This window comes from Trichocoleus sp. DQ-U1, from assembly GCF_039961925.1.
Taxonomy (GTDB): domain Bacteria; phylum Cyanobacteriota; class Cyanobacteriia; order Cyanobacteriales; family FACHB-T130; genus FACHB-T130.
In genome coordinates, this window is the sequence record NZ_JAMPKB010000046.1 from 1 (window position 1) to 17819 (window position 17819).

Genomic DNA, 17819 nt, shown 5'->3' on the forward strand with positions numbered 1-17819 from the left:
AAACTGACATGAATATCCTGACCCAAACTTTTACAAATTACCTTGAACTTCAGCAGCCATCTCAAGCGAGATCGCATCCGCCAAGTGGTTCGACAACTCTTGGCTTCTCTAAGGAAGTAACCATCTTAGGAAATCTCAATCTGGAGCGCCAGATTGAGAAAGTATTGAGAACTTTAGATTCTCACAAAGCTGCTGACAGATGCCTTTTTCTGGCACTTTGGGAAAATTTGATGAATTTATTCGGTTAAAATCCACGAAAAATCAAGCTTTCACTCAACTTTGACACAAGAGGGTTAGACCGTCATCTGTAAGCGATCGCTATCCTAGCAGTCTGCCAGCGTATAGTTACCTGTGCCAATTAGTACAACTCAATCTTTCCCTTCAAGTTCTGCAAAAGCTCAGCAAGGCCTAATTCAACTGATACAACTTTCAAAAGAAGAGGAAAATAGCGAATAGGAATTGGCATAATTCTCTATTCCCAGTTTCCGATTCCCCACCCCTAAGGAATTTGGTGGAACCTTTAACTTTAAAACTATTTGAAGATTATTTACTGTACTCCATCCCCCACTCCTTACTTCCATCTGCTGTGCATTAAAAATGCATAACACTTATCCTAATTCTCGCAAGAAGCCTATTTTCCTATATTTTGTAATAATTGAAATATTTTCTGGCAATTTTTTGGCTATTTTATTAGGCTAAACCCCTAGCTAGCTGGATTTATTAGGTTTTTCAGGAATGACTAGCTATCACTCAGTTCTAAACTGAGCGGTATGATCGTTTTTGATAGGATTTGAAGTGAGAGAGGTTTAGTAAGCTTCAGTAGTAGTAAATGTTTTCCTTCAGAAATACTGGCGATATAGTTCGCAGCTTACAGTTACTTTGTTTCCAAAATGATTGATTAGTCCCATGCTGTTTAGTTGATGAGCAAGGCTTGATTCTAAATATATTAGTTCGCGAGTCCTCAGAAGAGCCTGCAATGCCTGGAGTAGATCCGGGTGTTGTTTAAGAATTGTCCAATGACGCTGTAAATGATGATGATAGATTCCTGTAGGAGTTGGAGCCGATGCTAGAAGTTGGCTAAGAGTGAGTTCTTCTCGGCTGAGATGATAGAGAGCCGTATGGATGAGAGCTGGATGTCCACCAACCATTGCCATCAGTTGTTTGGCTGATTCTCCATCGCTCCAGTTCAGACCGTAACACTGGGCGAGTTGTTGCACTTGAGCTAACGTGAATCCAACGAGTTGAGTTGCCAACCCCACATTAAAAGGAGACTGATTCAGTTGCAGGGGGACATACACTTCTGTGGAGTGAGCAATAATCAGCCGCAGATTTTGCCAAATCGGAATTCGTTTCGCCTCTTCATACCAGGAGCGTAACAGAGGTAGAACATCTTTGGCAACATGAGGATACTCAAAAATCTGGTTGAGTTCATCCAATGCAAGAACCAAAGGAGTCTTAATTTGCTCTAATAAATGCTGCCGAAAGTACAGGGTACAACTGACTTTGCTACCAATATCTTCATCCCAGTAATCATCTATTTTCGGTTCAAGTTGAAGTTGACGAGTGACGCTGGCACACAAACTGCGGAGAAATCGATTCAGGTTGGCACAAATGGCTCGATCCATTTGCTCTAAATTCAGGTAAACAGTACGATATCCCTGTTGTTGGGCACGATCCAACACGCGCAGAAGCAGCGAAGTTTTTCCCATTTCCCTGGGTGCTTTGACACGAACCAATGCGCCTGGGAGGCAGATTTCGTCACCTGCTTGTGATTCGATCGGCGGACGCGCAATATAAAACGGAGAGTTGCTCGCGATCGGTCCACTGGGAAATGCTGGAGTAAACGCCTGGTTCGGATTGGGGGTAAGGGACGAGATGAGCGGTTGTGGTTGTCCCTCTGGTTGGGAATGAGATTGGGATGTAGTATACGCTTCCAACAGAATGCGACAATTTTTCTTCGTCAGACGTTGCCCAATCAGATCTGAGAGTCGGTGCAAAAGTTCAGGTGCAACTACATTAGTCAAATAGCCAGGACTATACCCAACCTCTTCTGCAATTTGGCTGTAGGTTTGATATTGCCAGATTCCGCGTAACAATAATGTTTCTGCCGGATTGAGCGGACGGATCTGACTGGCAGTTAACTCGCGGTTGAGACTCTCAAAGAGGCTGTCAACATTCATGAGGATTAATCCCCAGACAGGAATATGCTGAAGGCATTCTAGAGCATAGTATGAAATTTTTTATGAGAAATCTTATGAGATTTAAGGATTGTCTAATGCAGAAACACAACCTATTCAATTAAGCAGTGATATTGTGTCAGTTTTGAAGGTGCTTCCTTACCAGCAATCATTCAAAATTAGATACGGTTTCGCAATTAAGCCTCTGTGGTGCAAACCCACGATCGCGTTTGGTAGGCAAGTTACTTCTGTCACACGCTCATCTAACCGCATTTAAGTGTTCCAAGTTCCCCGTATGAATCAGTACCAGGTTGGTGGCAGTCTGAGTCAAGACCATCCTTACTATGTGAGGCGGCAGGCAGATGTTGACCTTTATCAAGTTTTAAGTAGCGATCAATTTTGTTACGTATTTAATGCCCGCCAAATGGGGAAGTCTAGCTTGATGGTGCAGGTATTGCATCAGTTGCAACAGGACGGCGTTTGTTGTGGAGCGATCGATCTATCCCGCATTGGTAACGAAAACCTGACACCAGAGCAGTGGTACAAGGGATTTGTCGTTGAACTGTGGCAGGTATTTGACTTATTCCGCACTGTAAATCTGAAACGGTGGTGGGCTGAGCGGGATGGTCTATCTCCAGTGCAACGGTTAGGCCAGTTCATTGAAGAAATTTTGCTGGTAGAAGTTAAAAGTGAGGAACACCCGCGACCTAAGCTGGTACTGTTTCTAGATGAGGTGGATAGTATTCGAGGCTTGGATTTCTCGCTCAATGATTTTTTTGGACTGATTCGTGCCTGCTATAACCGTCGCAGTTTGAAGCCTGAGTACCGACGGCTGACGTTTGCGCTCTTGGGAGTTGCCACGCCATCCGATCTCATGAGCGATCATCAGAGAACTCCATTCAATATTGGTCGAGCAATCGACCTGTGTGGGTTGTATCGAGCGGATGTTCAACCGTTGGCGCAGGGTCTAGTTGGCTGTGTCCACGAGCCGTCACGTGCTCTGCAAGAAATCTTGATATGGACGGGTGGACAGCCCTTCTTGATCCAAAAGGTGTGCCAGTTACTGGTTGAGCATCCCATTCCGGCTCAATCTCAATCCATCACGGATCGAGAACACATCGAACAATTGATTCAAAAATTCATCATTCAAGCCTGGGAATTCCAGGATGAACCCGAACATTTGCGAACTATTCGCGATCGCCTGCTAAATGATTCCCACTTGACGGGGAGACTATTAGGCATCTATCAGCAGATCCTGAAGAATGAGGGAGTGGAGTTCGATGGGAGCCGCGAACAGATCGAACTGTTGCTCTCCGGACTAGCGATCAACCAGCAAGGGCAATTGGTAGTCAAGAATCCCATTTATCAAGCTGTATTTAACCTGAACTGGGTGCGTCACCATCTGGCGCAACTTCGTCCCTACGCCAAATCTCTCGATGCCTGGATCGCCTCTGGCAAAGGCGATGAATCCTATTTGTTGCGGGGGCAGACGTTACAGGATGTCTTGACGTGGGCATTAGGCAAGAGCTTGAATTATGAGGATTATCAATTTTTGGGGGCGAGTCAGGATCTGGCGAAACGGGAAGCGCAAACCGCCCTGGAAGCTGTGGAACAGGCAAGCCAGATGTTAGCGGTTGCCCGACAACGCGCCAGCCAAGAGGTTCAAAAACGCCGTATTGGTTGGCGTTGGATACCGGGCATAACGTTGAGTCTCGCTGTCCCCCTTTTGCTGCTCCGGGGTTTAGGACTGCTGCAAGAACTAGAATTGAGTCTGTTCGATCAGTTTGTGCGCTGGCGACCTTTAGAACCGATCGATCGCCGCATTGTGATGGTCGAGATCGACGAGCAAGACATTACCCAAGTCGGGCATCCGATGCCGGACAGAGTATTGGCACAGGCAATTCAAAACATTCAGACGCAAAAACCGCGAGTCATTGGGCTGGATATCTATCGGGATTTACCCGTCGAGCCAGGACACGCAGACTTAGTGCAGGTGTTTCAATCTACACCGAACCTAATCGGGATCGAGAAAGTGGTAGGAAACCGGGTTGCCCCACCCCCAATTTTGAATCAAAAACAACAAGTTGGATTTGCCGATCAGGTTGAAGATGCCGATGGTAAAGTGCGTCGGGCATTATTGTCTGTTAGGGCTGAAAATACATCACAGTATAGTTTGGCAGTACAACTAGCATTGCCGTACTTAGCAACTGAGGGTCTCGCTTTGAAGCAATTGGATGCAGCGGGGCGACGATTTGAGTTAGGGAAAGCCATTTTCGAGAAATTTGAACCGCATGATGGTGGCTATGTCAATGCCCAGGCGGGACAGAGCTACCAAATCCTGCTCAATTTTCGAGGAACTGAGGCAAATTTTCTGACTGTTCCATTGCGGCAAGTCCTGAACCGTCAGATTCCTGCCGAACTGTTCCGCGATCGCATTGTTCTGATTGGCTACACTGCCGAAAGCATCAAAGATCGCTTCCGGACTCCCTACAATGGCGGTTGGTTCAATCCGGCGCAACCAATCAACGGGGTGACACTCCACGCCAATATTGTCAGTCAAATCATCACTGCCGCTCTGGATGGACGACCGCTGATTCGCGTCTGGGCTGATTTGATCGAATGGCTCTGGGTACTGGTGTGGTCTGGGGTTGGTGCAGTAATGGGCTGGTCATTGCGATCGCCGTTGAAGCTGGCAATCGGTATTTTATTAGCAAGTGGTGGACTGATGGGCAGTGGTTATTTAGCCTTGTTGTCTGGCTGGTGGATACCTGTAGTGCCGACACTCCTAGGGCTGTGGGGAACTGCGATCGCCATCATCATTGTCACCGATAAACAACGCGATCGCCTCCAGTTTCAACGCACGCTCGCTTTGCTGTTAGACGCACGGCAAGACTATCCCACGGCTGGACGCATTGCGATCGAGTACTTAAAGCAATCGGAAACAAAAGAACATCAGGTCGCGATCGATCGACAACTAGGGTGAAATGTTGGGCAATGCACACGACGGATGCATCAACGCTCCTGATGGATGGGTTTGGGGTTGCTGCGCGACTAAAACAACCGTGCCAGTGCGATCGACGATCCAACCTTGCGCTTCAACGATCGGCACTCCCCGCCCTCTTTCTACCTCCCTGACTTCTCCATCTTCCCTCGCTCCTCGCTCATCCTGCCAAATCTCCTGTCCCATCAATGGCTGTCGGGGGTCTTCCGGTAAACCACCCCGCCCTGTAATGGCAAATGAACTCCCCTCATCCGCCAGACAGGTAGCAGCTATTAGTTGGCCGGGATCGGTGAAATCTATTGGTAATGCTGTTAGTCCCTGTGTCGGATCGAGAGCGGGAGTTTGAACAGTGACGGCTCCCGTGTCGATCGTAGGATTCGCCTGCGAGAAAGCAGTGAGATCATTGGTCGGCAGACGTTGTGGATCGAGTTCATCCGGATTGGTGGTATTGAGTAAGCGTTGCAAATCCTCACGAGTACGGACATCAAACCCAAAGATACGTTGGGTTGTCAGCGTAATTTTTCCACCCGATCCTGCAAAAGCATTGGCAATAATGTCGTTATTCTCATTCGGAGGTGAAACAATGAAATCAGCATCAACGTTAATGTTGCCACCTGTGGCAGTGCCTTCGGCAGTCGTGGTAATGCTGCTATTGCGACGTAATAGCAGGAGAGGCGATCGCAAATTAATGTTTCCCCCACCTCTAACCGTGTCAGCATTGATCTCCCCCTGATTGTCAAGCCGAATCACATCAGCTTCAACAGTTAATGAGCCTGCAAGCCCTGCGCCTTTACTACTAACGGTTAGTGCTGCACCATTGGTTAGCAGCAGCGCCCCAGTGGTAATGATGATACTGCCTCCGTCGCCAATTCCTGTCGATTCTACGTTGCTAAGCGCCTTACTCTTACCATCGAAGTTGATAGTATCACGGGCATTAATTATCACATTCCCAGCATTCCCCAATCCAACTGTATTAGCAGACAATCCTGCACCGTTAGTGACAGATACAGACCTTGCGGTAATGCGAACATCTCCGCCCTGTCCATTAGGTTTCCCTACTACGGTATCTACTACAGGTGATCTATTTCCCATTGAACTGAAGGCGGCAGTGGTATACATACCGTCGCTACCATCGAAGTTGACAGCATCACGGGCATTAATTATTACATTTCCAGCATCTCCTTCACCTTGTGAAAGAGCAGCCAATTGTGCAATATTTGTTACGGACACCGAGCCAGCTGAGATGCGGATGTCTCCTCCCTGCCCTTGTCCTGAGGGTACGACTGCACTGACGGCGAGGGAATAGTCGAAGCTAACAGCATCGCGGGTCACAATATTAATATTGCCTGCATCTCCGGTTCCGTAAGTCCTGGCATAGAGACCTGCACCATTAGTTGCGGAGAACGATCCTGCGGTCAGGTTGAGGCCGCCACTATCCCCGATTGCCCCGATCGCCACATCATTCGTGATACTGCTGGCATCCAAGTTAATTGCTCCCGCAGCATTGATTTCAATCCCTCCTGCTTGTGAGCCAACAGTTCCCGATTCTGGGGCAATTCCCGCCAGCAAGCTGCTAGCTGTCATATTCACATTCCTGCCATGAATGGCAATACTGCCCCCGCCCCCTGCACTAACATTCACTAGGGCATTTTCAGTGAAGGAAACGTCAGCCCTTGCCAGTCCATCAGGGATGCTCAATCGTAACCCCTGTCCCTGTTGTATTAATCCCACAAGGCCCGAACCTGTTACCCCAGCGAATTCTACTCGTCCACCAAGTGCTTGCACTGTCCCACCTTCAAGCCTCACATTACCGCCTATCAGCGCCAGCGTTCTACCAAGCTGAACTTGCAGTCCTTCGCTGCGAGAATTGAGCGTTATGTTGTAAGCCCCTGTGTTGGGGCGAATGGTTGGTCCAGGGATCTTATTCCAGCTATTGAGGGGTAATCCTGCACCAGGACCACTTGGATTCTCTACAGCGTTAAAAATGGAACCTTGCGAACTGCGGGGGCTGTTCGGGTAACTAGAGATACCCAGGTAATAGGTGCCGGAGAGAGCAGGGATAAAGGGTTGATACAACGGTACGGTGGATTGAAATCCCACACTGTCGTTGTTAGCGAATACGCCCAAGCCATTGCTATCGAACAAAAACAACTGGGTGTTGATATCGGTGCTACCCACTGTACTTGCTGTGAAAGGTTGTCCTTCGGTTAGAAAAAGTTGGTACAGATCCACATCGCTGTCACTGCTTAGATTACCAGAGATAGCATCAAACGCTGCTCCAGAATCCGTGCTGTTGACCGTTTGAGCAATCCCCGGAAGCTGTCCCGTATCGCCAACTTCAGTAAACGGGTTATCCGGGTGTGGAACCTGACCAGCTTGCACAACGATATCCCCTTCCCCACCGTTGAACTGGAGTCCGAGCGGCACACTAACAGTTAATAAGGGAGTAGCAGAAGGATTCACGGCACTAAACTCTGTGCCATCTGCAAAGCGAATGCTACTTGTTGTACTGGCTACGAACGAACCACCGATATCGAGAGTGGCATTAGGACCAAAAAGGATGCCGTTGGGATTGATCAAAAACAGATTGGCATTGCCTAGTACACCTAGAGTGCCCAAAATGTTCGAGGGACTTGTACCCGTTACCCTCGACAGAATATTCTCCACTCCCGCAGGATTGGCAAAGTAAGCCCGCTGTAAATTGCCGACATTAAATTCTTGAAAGCTGTGGAATAAATTGCCGCCGCGACGTGCGCCCCCTTCAATCAAATCGGCCGGTTGCCCTTGCAGATTGTCCTTTGGTGTGATGATTGAGCTTTCCGCACCTAGGCTATTATCTGGCAACAGCTGGGCAGCACTTGGCAATTCTGGAAAGAAACTTGCTCCTGCTAACGCTGCAATGGTTGCCAAATAGCGGATGCCTCGTCTCCATCGCTGAACCAAGCTGCACCTCCTGATGATATCCCGTAATAGTTCGGCGATCGCTACGTCAATGTGCAAAACCCTCTGACAGGAATGTCAATAACGAAAGGGTGTTGTAGCAATCCCTCTTAATGCAACCAGAAAATCCTTGGCTTTACAACCGGAGGTTCTAATATTACAAGCAACCCATTAAGAAGAAACTGCATTTCTTCAAATATTTCATCCTGCTCAACGAAGCAATCAACGCTATAAAGTATCCATAGTTACACGTTCCTCATCGCAAGCTTATGAGGTTTTGTATGAGGTTTTATATGAGTTTTATGGATTTGAAGAACTGAAACGATCTGACAAGATGAGAAGCATCAAAGCAACAGCCGTTTCGTGCAGAAACCGTAAAGGCTTTGACTCTATCCATCGTAAGGAATTTTCCACAATGTTGAATCGTATTGGTGCAGTTGCTGCTTCAGCGACTTTAATCACTGTTGGAACTCTTGCATTATCTGGTGCTGCTCTACTTCGCAGTGAGCCTAAGCTAGGTGCTAGCAAGGTTGATTATGGGCAAGAGCATTCATCTATGTCTTCTTCGAGCGATCGTTTCAGTTTTAGTCTACCCACGCTCGATAATTTGAGCAAACCGAACGCTTTTTTCTGCTCCTCCAACTGGCTAAGGTGTCATTAATAAAACTGAGTTAGAGAGTTGCTTAGCAGTTAGCGATCGCTGATCTTGTCACGCTCATCTTGAAGTCAGGGCAATTGCTGTAAAGACAGCGATCGCACTGCAACGAACAAGTTACATCAAAGCAACAACTGTTTTTCAACAGAAACAACGTAGTCTTTAAATCTATCCTTCATTGTGCAAATTAATTCGTTCAGATTACAGAATTTCGGCTACTTCAGTTCTCTATTCATTTTTGAAGTTTCATCATGCTGCAATCAGTTCTGTTCACTCCGTCTGCTCCTGCAAAAGGCAAGATTCTCCTGAGCTATCGCGGTGTCACTTACAAAGTTCCGAAGAATCGGACTCATCGTCTAGGTCACACTTCCAAAGAATTTACTGCGTTGATGGGGAAGGAATTGATGTATCGCGGTGTTCGATACAAACTGACCTCTCCTTTCACCAAGTCCTATGTAACAAAGGTTGAGAAACGGTTGAGATACCGTGGCGTGGCCTACACTGTCTCATGCTGACACGAAACTAATATAACTCAACCTATTTTTCAAAATTGCTCAGTTGATGCAGTTAAACACTGAAATTCAACAATCACTTCATTGAGCGTACTGTACCAGTGAAGTTGCAATTTCTGCACTTCAAAGTTGAAACGTAGTGAGAATCAGGAGAATTACAATGAACCTCAAAAGCTTTGCAGAGACAGATTATAAGTATGCGTTTGAGGCAATCGCCGAAGACCTCATGCTAACACTAGAACTTCAAGAAGCATTGGTTGCAATTGGTCTTTTAGAAGCTTCATTTGAAGAGTCTTGGGCAGACCGAGGATTTGATCAGGCAACGGCTACTGCATTACTGACTTTTCAAACGAATTTTCTACCCGATACGAGTCTGGAAAGACAATATGGCTACTTTGGTGCAGAAACGGCAAAAGCCCTGATCGAAGCACAACCTACTAGCAGAGGTACTGTCACGTTATCCAATTCTAAGAGTGATGGAAAATCCCAAGTGGGTGATATGGCAAGCCGTATCTACAATTACATGGTTAAGAAGGGCTACACAGTCTTTACTGAACGTAAGCAATACAACATTGTTTACATTGAAGGAATGAATCCCGACTTCACTCTAAACAATGATGCCCCAGATGAATTCAATGATTTGCGCTTGGTGCTGGAAGTTCAAGAAGGCAAGCCAGCAATTGTTGGTAAATGGGAAGGCACCACTGAACCAGGGAAAGTCTACACCATCGACAGACCACTAAATCGGAATGGGGCTGCCCGGATTGAGTTTAAACAGCACCGTTGTTGGCAGGTAGATATTCATAACAGAGGCAAAGTATCTGCTCATGAAGCACTTGTACAAACGGGCGGGAAAGTGACGGTACATCGCGATCGCAATAAAGATTTCATCCGCACCAATGACGACTTAGATAGAGGCTTTTTTGGCATCAATCAGCATTGGGGATTTGACTTCCCTAAAAATAACATTAAGACTGCTAGTGCAGGTTGTTTGGTGGGACGAACAACGGCAGGACATAAACAGTTTATGGAGTTTGTTAAACAAGACAACCGCTATGAATCAGACAGGAAATATGTATTTTACACCACAGTAATAGCTGGTGATGATTTGATGAAATCCGAGCATGATGTTGTTAGCTAAGCAGTGGATTAATCAAGGAATTACGGAGAACCTTTCATTCGTAATCCCTTGATGTAATTGCTGTTTATCATTATATAGAAATGGAATTTCATATGGAGATAACACTAGCAATTACAAATGATGGTCGCTTTTTTGAAATGGAGGGCGATCGCACGATTGAGGTAACAAACACAGCAAGTCAGATAGATCGACTAATCGAGGCACTTCAGTTTTCGCAGGCTGACATCTTTGTTGTCTTAACACCTGGTGAAGAACGGCCTGTTCCGAGAGGTTATCGCACCTCAACTCGCAATATTAACTAGACGGGAATCGAGCTGATTAAATCATTTGAAGGATTTGAACTAAAGGCTTATCAGTGTCCTGCGAGTAAGTGGACGATTGGTTATGGTCATACAGGTACTGTCAAGTCAGGGATGAAGATTACGGAAGCGCAGGCAGAACAACGGCTGAAGCGGGAGCTTAAGAAGTTTGAAATTGCTGTTGAGAACGCACTCAAGACATCCGTAAATGACAATCAATTTTCTGCTCTTGTGTCTTTCACGTTTAACCTGGGTTCTGATAATCTCAGGCGATCCACTTTGCTGCAACTGTTGAACAATGGAAAGACTCAGCAGGCAGCAGACGAATTTCTAAAGTGGAATAAAGCAGGAAGGCAGGTTTTAAAAGGATTGACTTTCAGACGGCAGGCAGAACGGGCTTTATTTTTGGGTGAAGATTGGCGACCTTTCCGCGACGACAACGGTTGAAAAAACTTTGGGTGCATCATAGAGGCTTAGTGATATGCCAAATCAAAATGATTCTGACTCCAACATTCATGCTTTGTTAATTGGGATTGACAATTATTCATCCACGTCGCTGTTTAAAAGTTTGGAGGGAGCAGTACGGGATATCAATTTGGTTGAAGCGTTTCTCAAAAATACCCTAAAACTCCCAACAGAACGCATTCGCAGGTTGATTGCGCCCAATCGAGAAGACACCGTATTGCTGGTAGCCCGATCTGCACACGAACCAGAGCCAACTTACGAAAACATTGTCAAAGCATTTACAGAACTGACTGAAGCAGCACAGCCAGGAGAACAGATTTACATTCACTACTCTGGTCATGGTGGGCGGGCAACCACGATCTACTCAGACCTCAAAGGTGAGGGGCAGAGTGATGAGGGCATCGTCCCGATGGATATTGGACAACCTGATGGTCGATACCTGCGGGATGTTGAGCTAGCGACCCTACTCAAGCGCATGACGGATAAAGGATTGGTAGTTACGGTGATCCTGGATAGCTGCCACTCTGGGGGAACGACTCGTGGGGATTATGCGATTCGCAGCTCCGGTGAGACAGATACAGCAATTCGTCCTCGTGAGAGTTTAGTCGGTTCTCGTGAAGAGTTGATCAACAATTGGCGATCGCTCACCGAGGGCATCCATCGCACCGCCTGGATTCCTGTATCAAGAGATTATGTGGTGCTGGCAGCCTGTCGCCCCACGGAGTCTGCCTACGAATATTCCGTGAATGGGAAAGAACGGCATGGTGCGCTGACTTACTGGATGCTGGACACCCTCAACACCCTGCCCGGAACTCTCACCTATAAAGCACTGCACGATCGCGTGGGTGCCAAAATTCAAAGCAAGTTTCCCAGCCAGTTACCGATGTTATTGGGAGAGGGCGATCGCGCCATCTTTGGCACCAATCGGATATCGACTCATTACACGGTGACGGTGCTTCAGGTCAATGCCAGTCAGCAGCGAGTAAAGCTGAATGCGGGGCTGGCAAATGGCTTGGACAGTGGAACTCGGTTTGCAATTTTCCCGTTCAATACGGCTGATTTTGCCAATAAACAAAAACAGGTGGCGATCGTTGAGGTGACAGACATTGAAGCTTCCAGCGCCACTGCACGGGTGTTAGCCGAAGTGGAGGGTGGCATTGGTGTTAAAGGGCAAATTGAGCCGGGTGCGCCTGCCCTCCTGCTGGCTGCACCTACGGATTTGGTGCGGCGAGTCCGCTTCCACGATCAAAAACAGTTAGGTGAGGCGGAAAATGAATTGCCCACTCAAGCGCTGGTTGACCAACAAAAAGAAGCGCTAGATGCGGTACGGCAAGCGTTGGCAGGCAATGGCTGGGTGATGGAAGTCCAACCTGGAGAAGAGGGACATTATCAAGTTGCGTTAGGTAAAAACGGTGAATACGAAATTTGTATTGGAATGCCTATCAAAAACTTGAATCCTCCCCTTATGTTTAGGGATGCCGCAGCACCTAGGGAAGTGGTTCAGCGATTGGTTCACTTGACAAAGTATCAATCCGTTCAAGAATTGGACAATCCTGCTTCCGAATTGATGGATGCTCTTGAATTTATCTTGTTAGATCAGAACAAACAGCCGTTCCCCAACCCCAGCAACATTACGCTAAAACATGGCACAAAAGCTTATCTTCGAGTCAAAAATACTGCTTCTCAAGCGCTGAATGTGGCAGTGCTGGATCTGGAACCCACTTGGCAAATCTCTCAAATTCCCCTCCGGGGCAACAATGCTGCTTTTTATGAACTGGCACCCCAGGAAACAGCAGACATTCCGTTACGTTTCACGGCACCGGAGGGCGCGGCATATCAGCAGGCGAAAGAAATGCTTAAACTCTTTGCGACTCGTGGTGCTGCCGACTTCCGCTGGCTTAGGCTGCCACCTCTAGATCACGTCATTGAAAAACAGCATGAAGCAACTCGTGGCATTCAAAGTGCTTTTGGCAAATTATTAGAGGCTGTAGGTACAGAGCCGAATGCAGCACCCGTCATGACTCGTGCTGCGGTGTATGAACCCGATCCGAATGCAGACTGGGTAACGAAGCAGATTCAAGTCACGATTGTACCTGAAAGCTTGTTACCAGATTGATCTCCTATTTGTTCATGTAGCTGATTGTTTGTTGAACAAGTAGAACGTTGAATTATAGGATGTGAAGCAATGCAAAAACTGCTTATTCTTTCCTCTAACCCAGACCGGGATCTTAATCTTAATCGAGAAGTTTCGGATTTGATCACCGCAATACAGCGGTTGGGAAACTTTGAAATAAGGTTTGGGTTAGAGGCTTGCTCTCACCAATTACCAGAACTACTTGCAGAGCATAGCCCCCAAGTGGTTCACTTTTGTGGACATGGGGCAGGAGAGAAAGGATTAGTTTTTCAGGATGAGGATGGGAGAAAACAGTTTGTCAGTACAGAGATACTGGCTCGTATATTTAAAACTTTTTCAACTGAGATTAATTGTACAGTGCTGAATGCTTGCGACAGCGACTGTCAAGCAGAAGCGATCGTTGAGTATGTCAATTATGTGATTGGCATGAATCAGCCAATTCTCGACAAAGCAGCCTATCTCTTCTCAATAGGCTTTTATAAGGGACTGGCAGCAGGAAAAACGATCGAGCAAGCCTATGAGATGGGGTGTATCGCGATTCAAATCTGGAGCGAAACAAATTCCCAATCTACACAATCCAGGCAGTATCGTAAAGCTGAATATATTGTGGAAGCTTTACAACCTGAACAATATGCTCTACCAGAGCATCTAAAACCAGTTTTGCGGAAGAAGAGTATGCTGCTATCTTCTTCAATAAATAGCACTCCACTCCAAGGGGTTTCTCTTCCATCAGCATTGTCTGAGCCTCCGTTGGATTTAGCGCATGATGTTATCGAACAGAAGGTTGTTCCTGAAGAAACTGTAGCGAATATTAATTTAGCTCAGGAAGCTCTCCCCTTCCCAACACAGCCTAAACTCCCGCCAGGATTTGTTGCATTTGTCAAAGATGGGATCGAACGTAAGGAATATAAAGACTATGTGAGGGATGCCTATGACAATTTTGGGCAGTTTTCAGCTAGTAATGCAGCCAATCTCACCAAAGAGCAGTATGAGCAGCGCAAGGTATTTTTAGGTAAGGTCAAGCAGTTCTGGATTAAGGGCTTTCTTGAGCCTTCTCTTCAAAATAATCTTGCTATGAAACTTGGTCGGGAAAATCATCCAAATGAAAAGGCTGACGTATCTCAGAGAATTGAGACGTTATCTGTGGAATTGGATGACTCATTTGAGGAGCTTCGAGAAACGCGCATATATGAAGAAATAGGGCAGGGTCGGACATTGCTGATTCTGGGTGATCCGGGATCTGGAAAGACAGTCGCCCTCCTACAACTTGCACAACGTCTTATAGAGCGTAGCGAACGAAATCTCAGCTTACCAATGCCAGTGGTCTTTAATCTATCTTCCTGGGCAAAAGATCAAAAATCTATTGCTGACTGGATGATTGATGAGCTAAGAGAAAAATATCAGGTATCAAAATCCTTAAGTGAACCCTGGATTACACAACAGCAGCTTATCCTATTAATGGATGGATTGGATGAAGTTAGAGAAGAGAATCGAAACGGTTGTGTTCGTGCTTTGAATGATTTTATTGGGCTGTATCCTCAGACTGAGGTGGCAGTTTGTAGCCGGGTACGAGACTATGAAGCATTGACTGAACGTTTACAGATTAGCAGCGCCCTTTGCCTTCAACCCTTGTCGTCAGAGCAAATATATCAGTTTTTAGATGGGCTTGGTGAATCTCTAACTAACTTAAAAGTATTACTCAGAAACAATACTGAATTAGATCAGTTTGCCAAAAATCCATTGATTATAAACCTCATGAGTGTGGCATATCAGGGATGGCTGATCGAGGATCTGAAATTACATCTGTACTCAGCATCAGAGCATCGAAACCAACATGTGTTTAACGCTTACATCGATCGTAGGCTGGAACAGAAAAGTACGTCAGAATATTCCAAAAATGATGTACTGCATTGGCTGAGTTGGTTGGCAAATCGAATGGTACAGGAAAGGCAAACAATCTTCCTGATCGAGAAGATGCAGCCAACCTGGTTACAGCATTCTCTTAGCAGAATGATTTATAAACTTGGAACTCTAATGCTTTCTGGTATCCTTGCTGGGCTGATTAGTTTCCTACTGAGTATGTTACATTTCAGATTCGTTTTTCTACTACTTTATGAAGCATTCGCTGCGTATAACGACGGGGAATTTTTGAAAGAACCAATTTCGTTAAATGGTCTGGAGCTGATCGTACTGACGGGTGTGTTTTCTAGTGTAATCATGACTGGATTATCAAAAGAAATATCTACCTTAGGGCAACTTAGTTGGTCATGGCGAAGAGCTAAGAAAAGGTTGTTTAGCCAATTATTTACTGGTGCCAAGTTTGGAATGATTTTGGCAATAGGTCTAGGAGTTGTATTTGCGTGGCGGAGCCGTGGATTTGGAGATTTATTTGTTGGTTTACTGTATGGGCTAATATTTTTTGTGCCAAGTCTCGCATTGTTGTTTGGTTTGGGTAGTGGATTAGGTAGTTCTGAGGTGGTGAAAAAAACAAAACCAAATCAGGGAATCATAAATTCCTTTAGAATTTGTTTTCTAGCTGGATTAACTCCTGAATTTTTGTCTGTATTGTGGGTGCTATCTTTAGGGTTAAATAGCGATAAGCTTCCTCCTGGTCAAGTTGTTTTCTCAGTAAATGGACAACTGCTTGGTCTTCTAGCAGGCGGACTTATCTTAGGACTAATTGCTGGTCTACAGTATGGTGGAATAGCCTGTATTCAGCATTTTATTCTGCGCTTTGTGCTTCACAAAAAAGGCAAAATTCCCTGGAACTATGCAAAACTCCTTGACTTTGCTTCAAGTCGCCTCTTAATGAAGAAAATAGGAAATGGCTATGTCTTCTTTCATCGAATGTTGCTGGAGCATTTTGATTCGATGTACCAAGCCAAAGCTAACTCTGGTAACACTCATAAAAATTAAACATTAGCAAAGCATATTAGAAGATTACCTTGTTGCTTGAGAAGTAATCTGCCAAGTGCAATAGAAGCAAGTAATTCTCAGGAGATGAGATGACCAACAAAGCTCCCCTCAAAGATATGGTTGTGATTCTTCCTGGCATTCTGGGAAGCATTTTACAAAAAGACAACAAGGATTTGTGGGCAATCTCTGGGCAGGCAGTTTGGCGAATACTAACTCAATTAGGTGATACTATTCACAACCTAAAACTCTCTCAGGATGATCCACAAGCTGAAAACTTGGGGGATGGAGTTCGAGCCACAGCATTGATTCAAGATACCCATCTGATTCCAGGATTTTGGAAGATTGATGGCTACACTAAAACGGCTCATATGATCGCGGATCACTTTGATGTTATCGTGGGTGATATTTACAATGATCCTGATGACAGAGCCGCCAACTTCTACCAGTTTCCCTACGATTGGCGACGAGATAACCGGGTAAACGCTAGAATCCTGAAGAAGTTGATTGATAAACGACTCAAATGTTGGCGTGAAAAGAGTGGAGCTTCCGATGCCAAAGTCATTCTGATGGCACACAGCATGGGCGGGTTAGTGTCTCGCTACTATCTAGAAGTGCTAGAAGGTTGGAAAGATAGCCGAGCATTATTTACCTTTGGTACTCCTTATCGTGGTTCCCTCAAAGCCGTTAACTTTCTAGCAAATGGGTACAAGCAACTGTTTCTAGATTTGACAGAAGTGATGCGATCGCTCACCTCCATCTATCAACTCTTACCTATCTACAAAGTCATCAACATTAATGGCGAATATCACCGCGTTGCTGAGATTGACAATCTCCCCAATGTGGATCGACAAAAGGCACAAGACGCTTTAGCATTCCATCGCGAGATCGAAGCAGCCGTCGAACGTCATCTCAAAGATGAAAACTATCTCCGCTCCTTCACAACCGTGCCGATCTCCGGTGTGCATCAGCCCACTCTACAATCGGCGACACTGACCAACGGAAAACTGGTGGCGAGTGAAGATTTACCCGCGGTCTTGCAAAACCGTTCTGACTTGGGGGATGGGGATGGCACGGTGCCAAAAGTATCTGCAATTCCCATTGAGCGATCGCGCGATTTGGATAATTTTTTCATCGCTGAACAGCATGGTGGCTTACAGAATCAAGCACAGGTGTTGGATAGCCTGCTGAATGTGTTGCGAATCGGTCAGATTGATCTGGAATCCATCAGAGGAGAAGTGCAAACGGCGATCAGTCTGAGCTTAGAGGATCTTTACTTAAGCGATGAACTGATTACGATGCGTGCCCGGATGATTGGACTGCCTAATTCAGCCGCATCACTCAAGGCGGAGATTCAATCGGTTTCTAATCAGCATCCTTCGGTGGCGGTCGATTTTGTTGAACAGGAGAATGAATGGAAGTTGGCGATCGACCAGTTGCCTGCCGGATTGTACCGCGTCACAGTCAAAACCGAAAACGTAACTGACGCATCTCCTAGCCCAGTTCATGACCTGTTTGAAGTTGTGTAGGATTCAACAGTTGAAGTCATGACTAATACCAATTCAGTTTCCTGGTTCCCAAG

11 protein-coding genes are annotated in these 17819 nt (G+C 46.0%); 9 read left to right on the top strand and 2 right to left on the bottom strand.

What is annotated here, in order from left to right; all coding sequences use genetic code 11:
- On the top strand, positions 1-248 hold a 248-nt coding region (locus NDI34_RS18340), incomplete at its 5' end, for a hypothetical protein (RefSeq protein ID WP_348233409.1).
- A gap of 591 nt (positions 249-839) precedes the next feature.
- Here NDI34_RS18340 and NDI34_RS18345 read toward each other — a convergent pair.
- Positions 840-2180 (bottom strand): AAA-like domain-containing protein, encoded by a 1341-nt coding sequence (locus tag NDI34_RS18345; protein ID WP_348233410.1) that lies wholly within the window; start codon positions 2178-2180, stop codon positions 840-842.
- 292 nt (positions 2181-2472) lie between these two features.
- On the opposite strand from NDI34_RS18345, the gene NDI34_RS18350 reads away from it, so the two are divergent.
- The gene (locus tag NDI34_RS18350; RefSeq protein ID WP_348233411.1) at positions 2473-5160 is read left to right on the top strand and encodes a CHASE2 domain-containing protein; all 2688 of its coding nucleotides are present in this window, start codon (positions 2473-2475) and stop codon (positions 5158-5160) included.
- On the opposite strand, the gene NDI34_RS18355 is transcribed toward NDI34_RS18350, so the two are convergent.
- Complete coding sequence (locus NDI34_RS18355) at positions 5152-8121, bottom strand: filamentous hemagglutinin N-terminal domain-containing protein (protein ID WP_348233412.1); 2970 nt, start codon at positions 8119-8121, stop codon at positions 5152-5154. The genes NDI34_RS18350 and NDI34_RS18355 overlap by 9 nt on opposite strands.
- 274 nt (positions 8122-8395) lie before the next feature.
- Between NDI34_RS18355 and NDI34_RS18360 the strand changes: the two genes are divergently transcribed.
- The 7 genes from NDI34_RS18360 to NDI34_RS18390 all read left to right on the top strand — a co-directional run bounded on the left by NDI34_RS18360 (position 8396) and on the right by NDI34_RS18390 (position 17766).
- On the top strand, positions 8396-8779 hold the full coding sequence (locus NDI34_RS18360) for a hypothetical protein (protein ID WP_348233413.1): 384 nt from the start codon (positions 8396-8398) through the stop codon (positions 8777-8779).
- A gap of 666 nt (positions 8780-9445) precedes the next feature.
- Positions 9446-10426, top strand: coding sequence for a peptidoglycan-binding protein (locus NDI34_RS18365; protein WP_348233414.1), 981 nt, complete (start codon positions 9446-9448; stop codon positions 10424-10426).
- 92 nt (positions 10427-10518) lie between these two features.
- The gene (locus NDI34_RS18370) at positions 10519-10728 is read left to right on the top strand and encodes a hypothetical protein (RefSeq protein ID WP_348233415.1); all 210 of its coding nucleotides are present in this window, start codon (positions 10519-10521) and stop codon (positions 10726-10728) included.
- Between the two features lie 75 nt (positions 10729-10803).
- A complete protein-coding gene (locus NDI34_RS18375; protein WP_348233440.1) occupies positions 10804-11172 on the top strand; it encodes a lysozyme in 369 nt (122 codons plus the stop codon).
- Between the two features lie 34 nt (positions 11173-11206).
- Positions 11207-13306, top strand: coding sequence for a caspase family protein (locus tag NDI34_RS18380; RefSeq protein WP_348233416.1), 2100 nt, complete (start codon positions 11207-11209; stop codon positions 13304-13306).
- Positions 13307-13375: 69 nt separating this feature from the next.
- Positions 13376-16240 carry an NACHT domain-containing protein gene (locus tag NDI34_RS18385; protein WP_348233417.1) on the top strand — a complete coding sequence of 955 codons (2865 nt, stop codon included), beginning with the start codon at positions 13376-13378 and terminating at the stop codon, positions 16238-16240.
- Positions 16241-16329: 89 nt separating this feature from the next.
- Positions 16330-17766, top strand: a complete 1437-nt coding sequence (locus NDI34_RS18390; protein ID WP_348233418.1) for a lecithin--cholesterol acyltransferase — start codon at positions 16330-16332, stop codon at positions 17764-17766.
- Positions 17767-17819: the final 53 nt, after the last annotated feature.

What these genes read in the sequence shown, in the direction of transcription:
- NDI34_RS18350 (WP_348233411.1), top strand. Translation starts at nt 2,473, where the DNA reads ATGAATCAGTACCAGGTTGGTGGCAGTCTGAGTCAAGACCATCCTTAC.
- NDI34_RS18345 (WP_348233410.1), bottom strand. Translation starts at nt 2,180, where the DNA reads ATGAATGTTGACAGCCTCTTTGAGAGTCTCAACCGCGAGTTAACTGCC.
- NDI34_RS18380 (WP_348233416.1), top strand. Translation starts at nt 11,207, where the DNA reads ATGCCAAATCAAAATGATTCTGACTCCAACATTCATGCTTTGTTAATT.
- NDI34_RS18370 (WP_348233415.1), top strand. Translation starts at nt 10,519, where the DNA reads ATGGAGATAACACTAGCAATTACAAATGATGGTCGCTTTTTTGAAATG.
- NDI34_RS18385 (WP_348233417.1), top strand. Translation starts at nt 13,376, where the DNA reads ATGCAAAAACTGCTTATTCTTTCCTCTAACCCAGACCGGGATCTTAAT.
- NDI34_RS18390 (WP_348233418.1), top strand. Translation starts at nt 16,330, where the DNA reads ATGACCAACAAAGCTCCCCTCAAAGATATGGTTGTGATTCTTCCTGGC.
- NDI34_RS18365 (WP_348233414.1), top strand. Translation starts at nt 9,446, where the DNA reads ATGAACCTCAAAAGCTTTGCAGAGACAGATTATAAGTATGCGTTTGAG.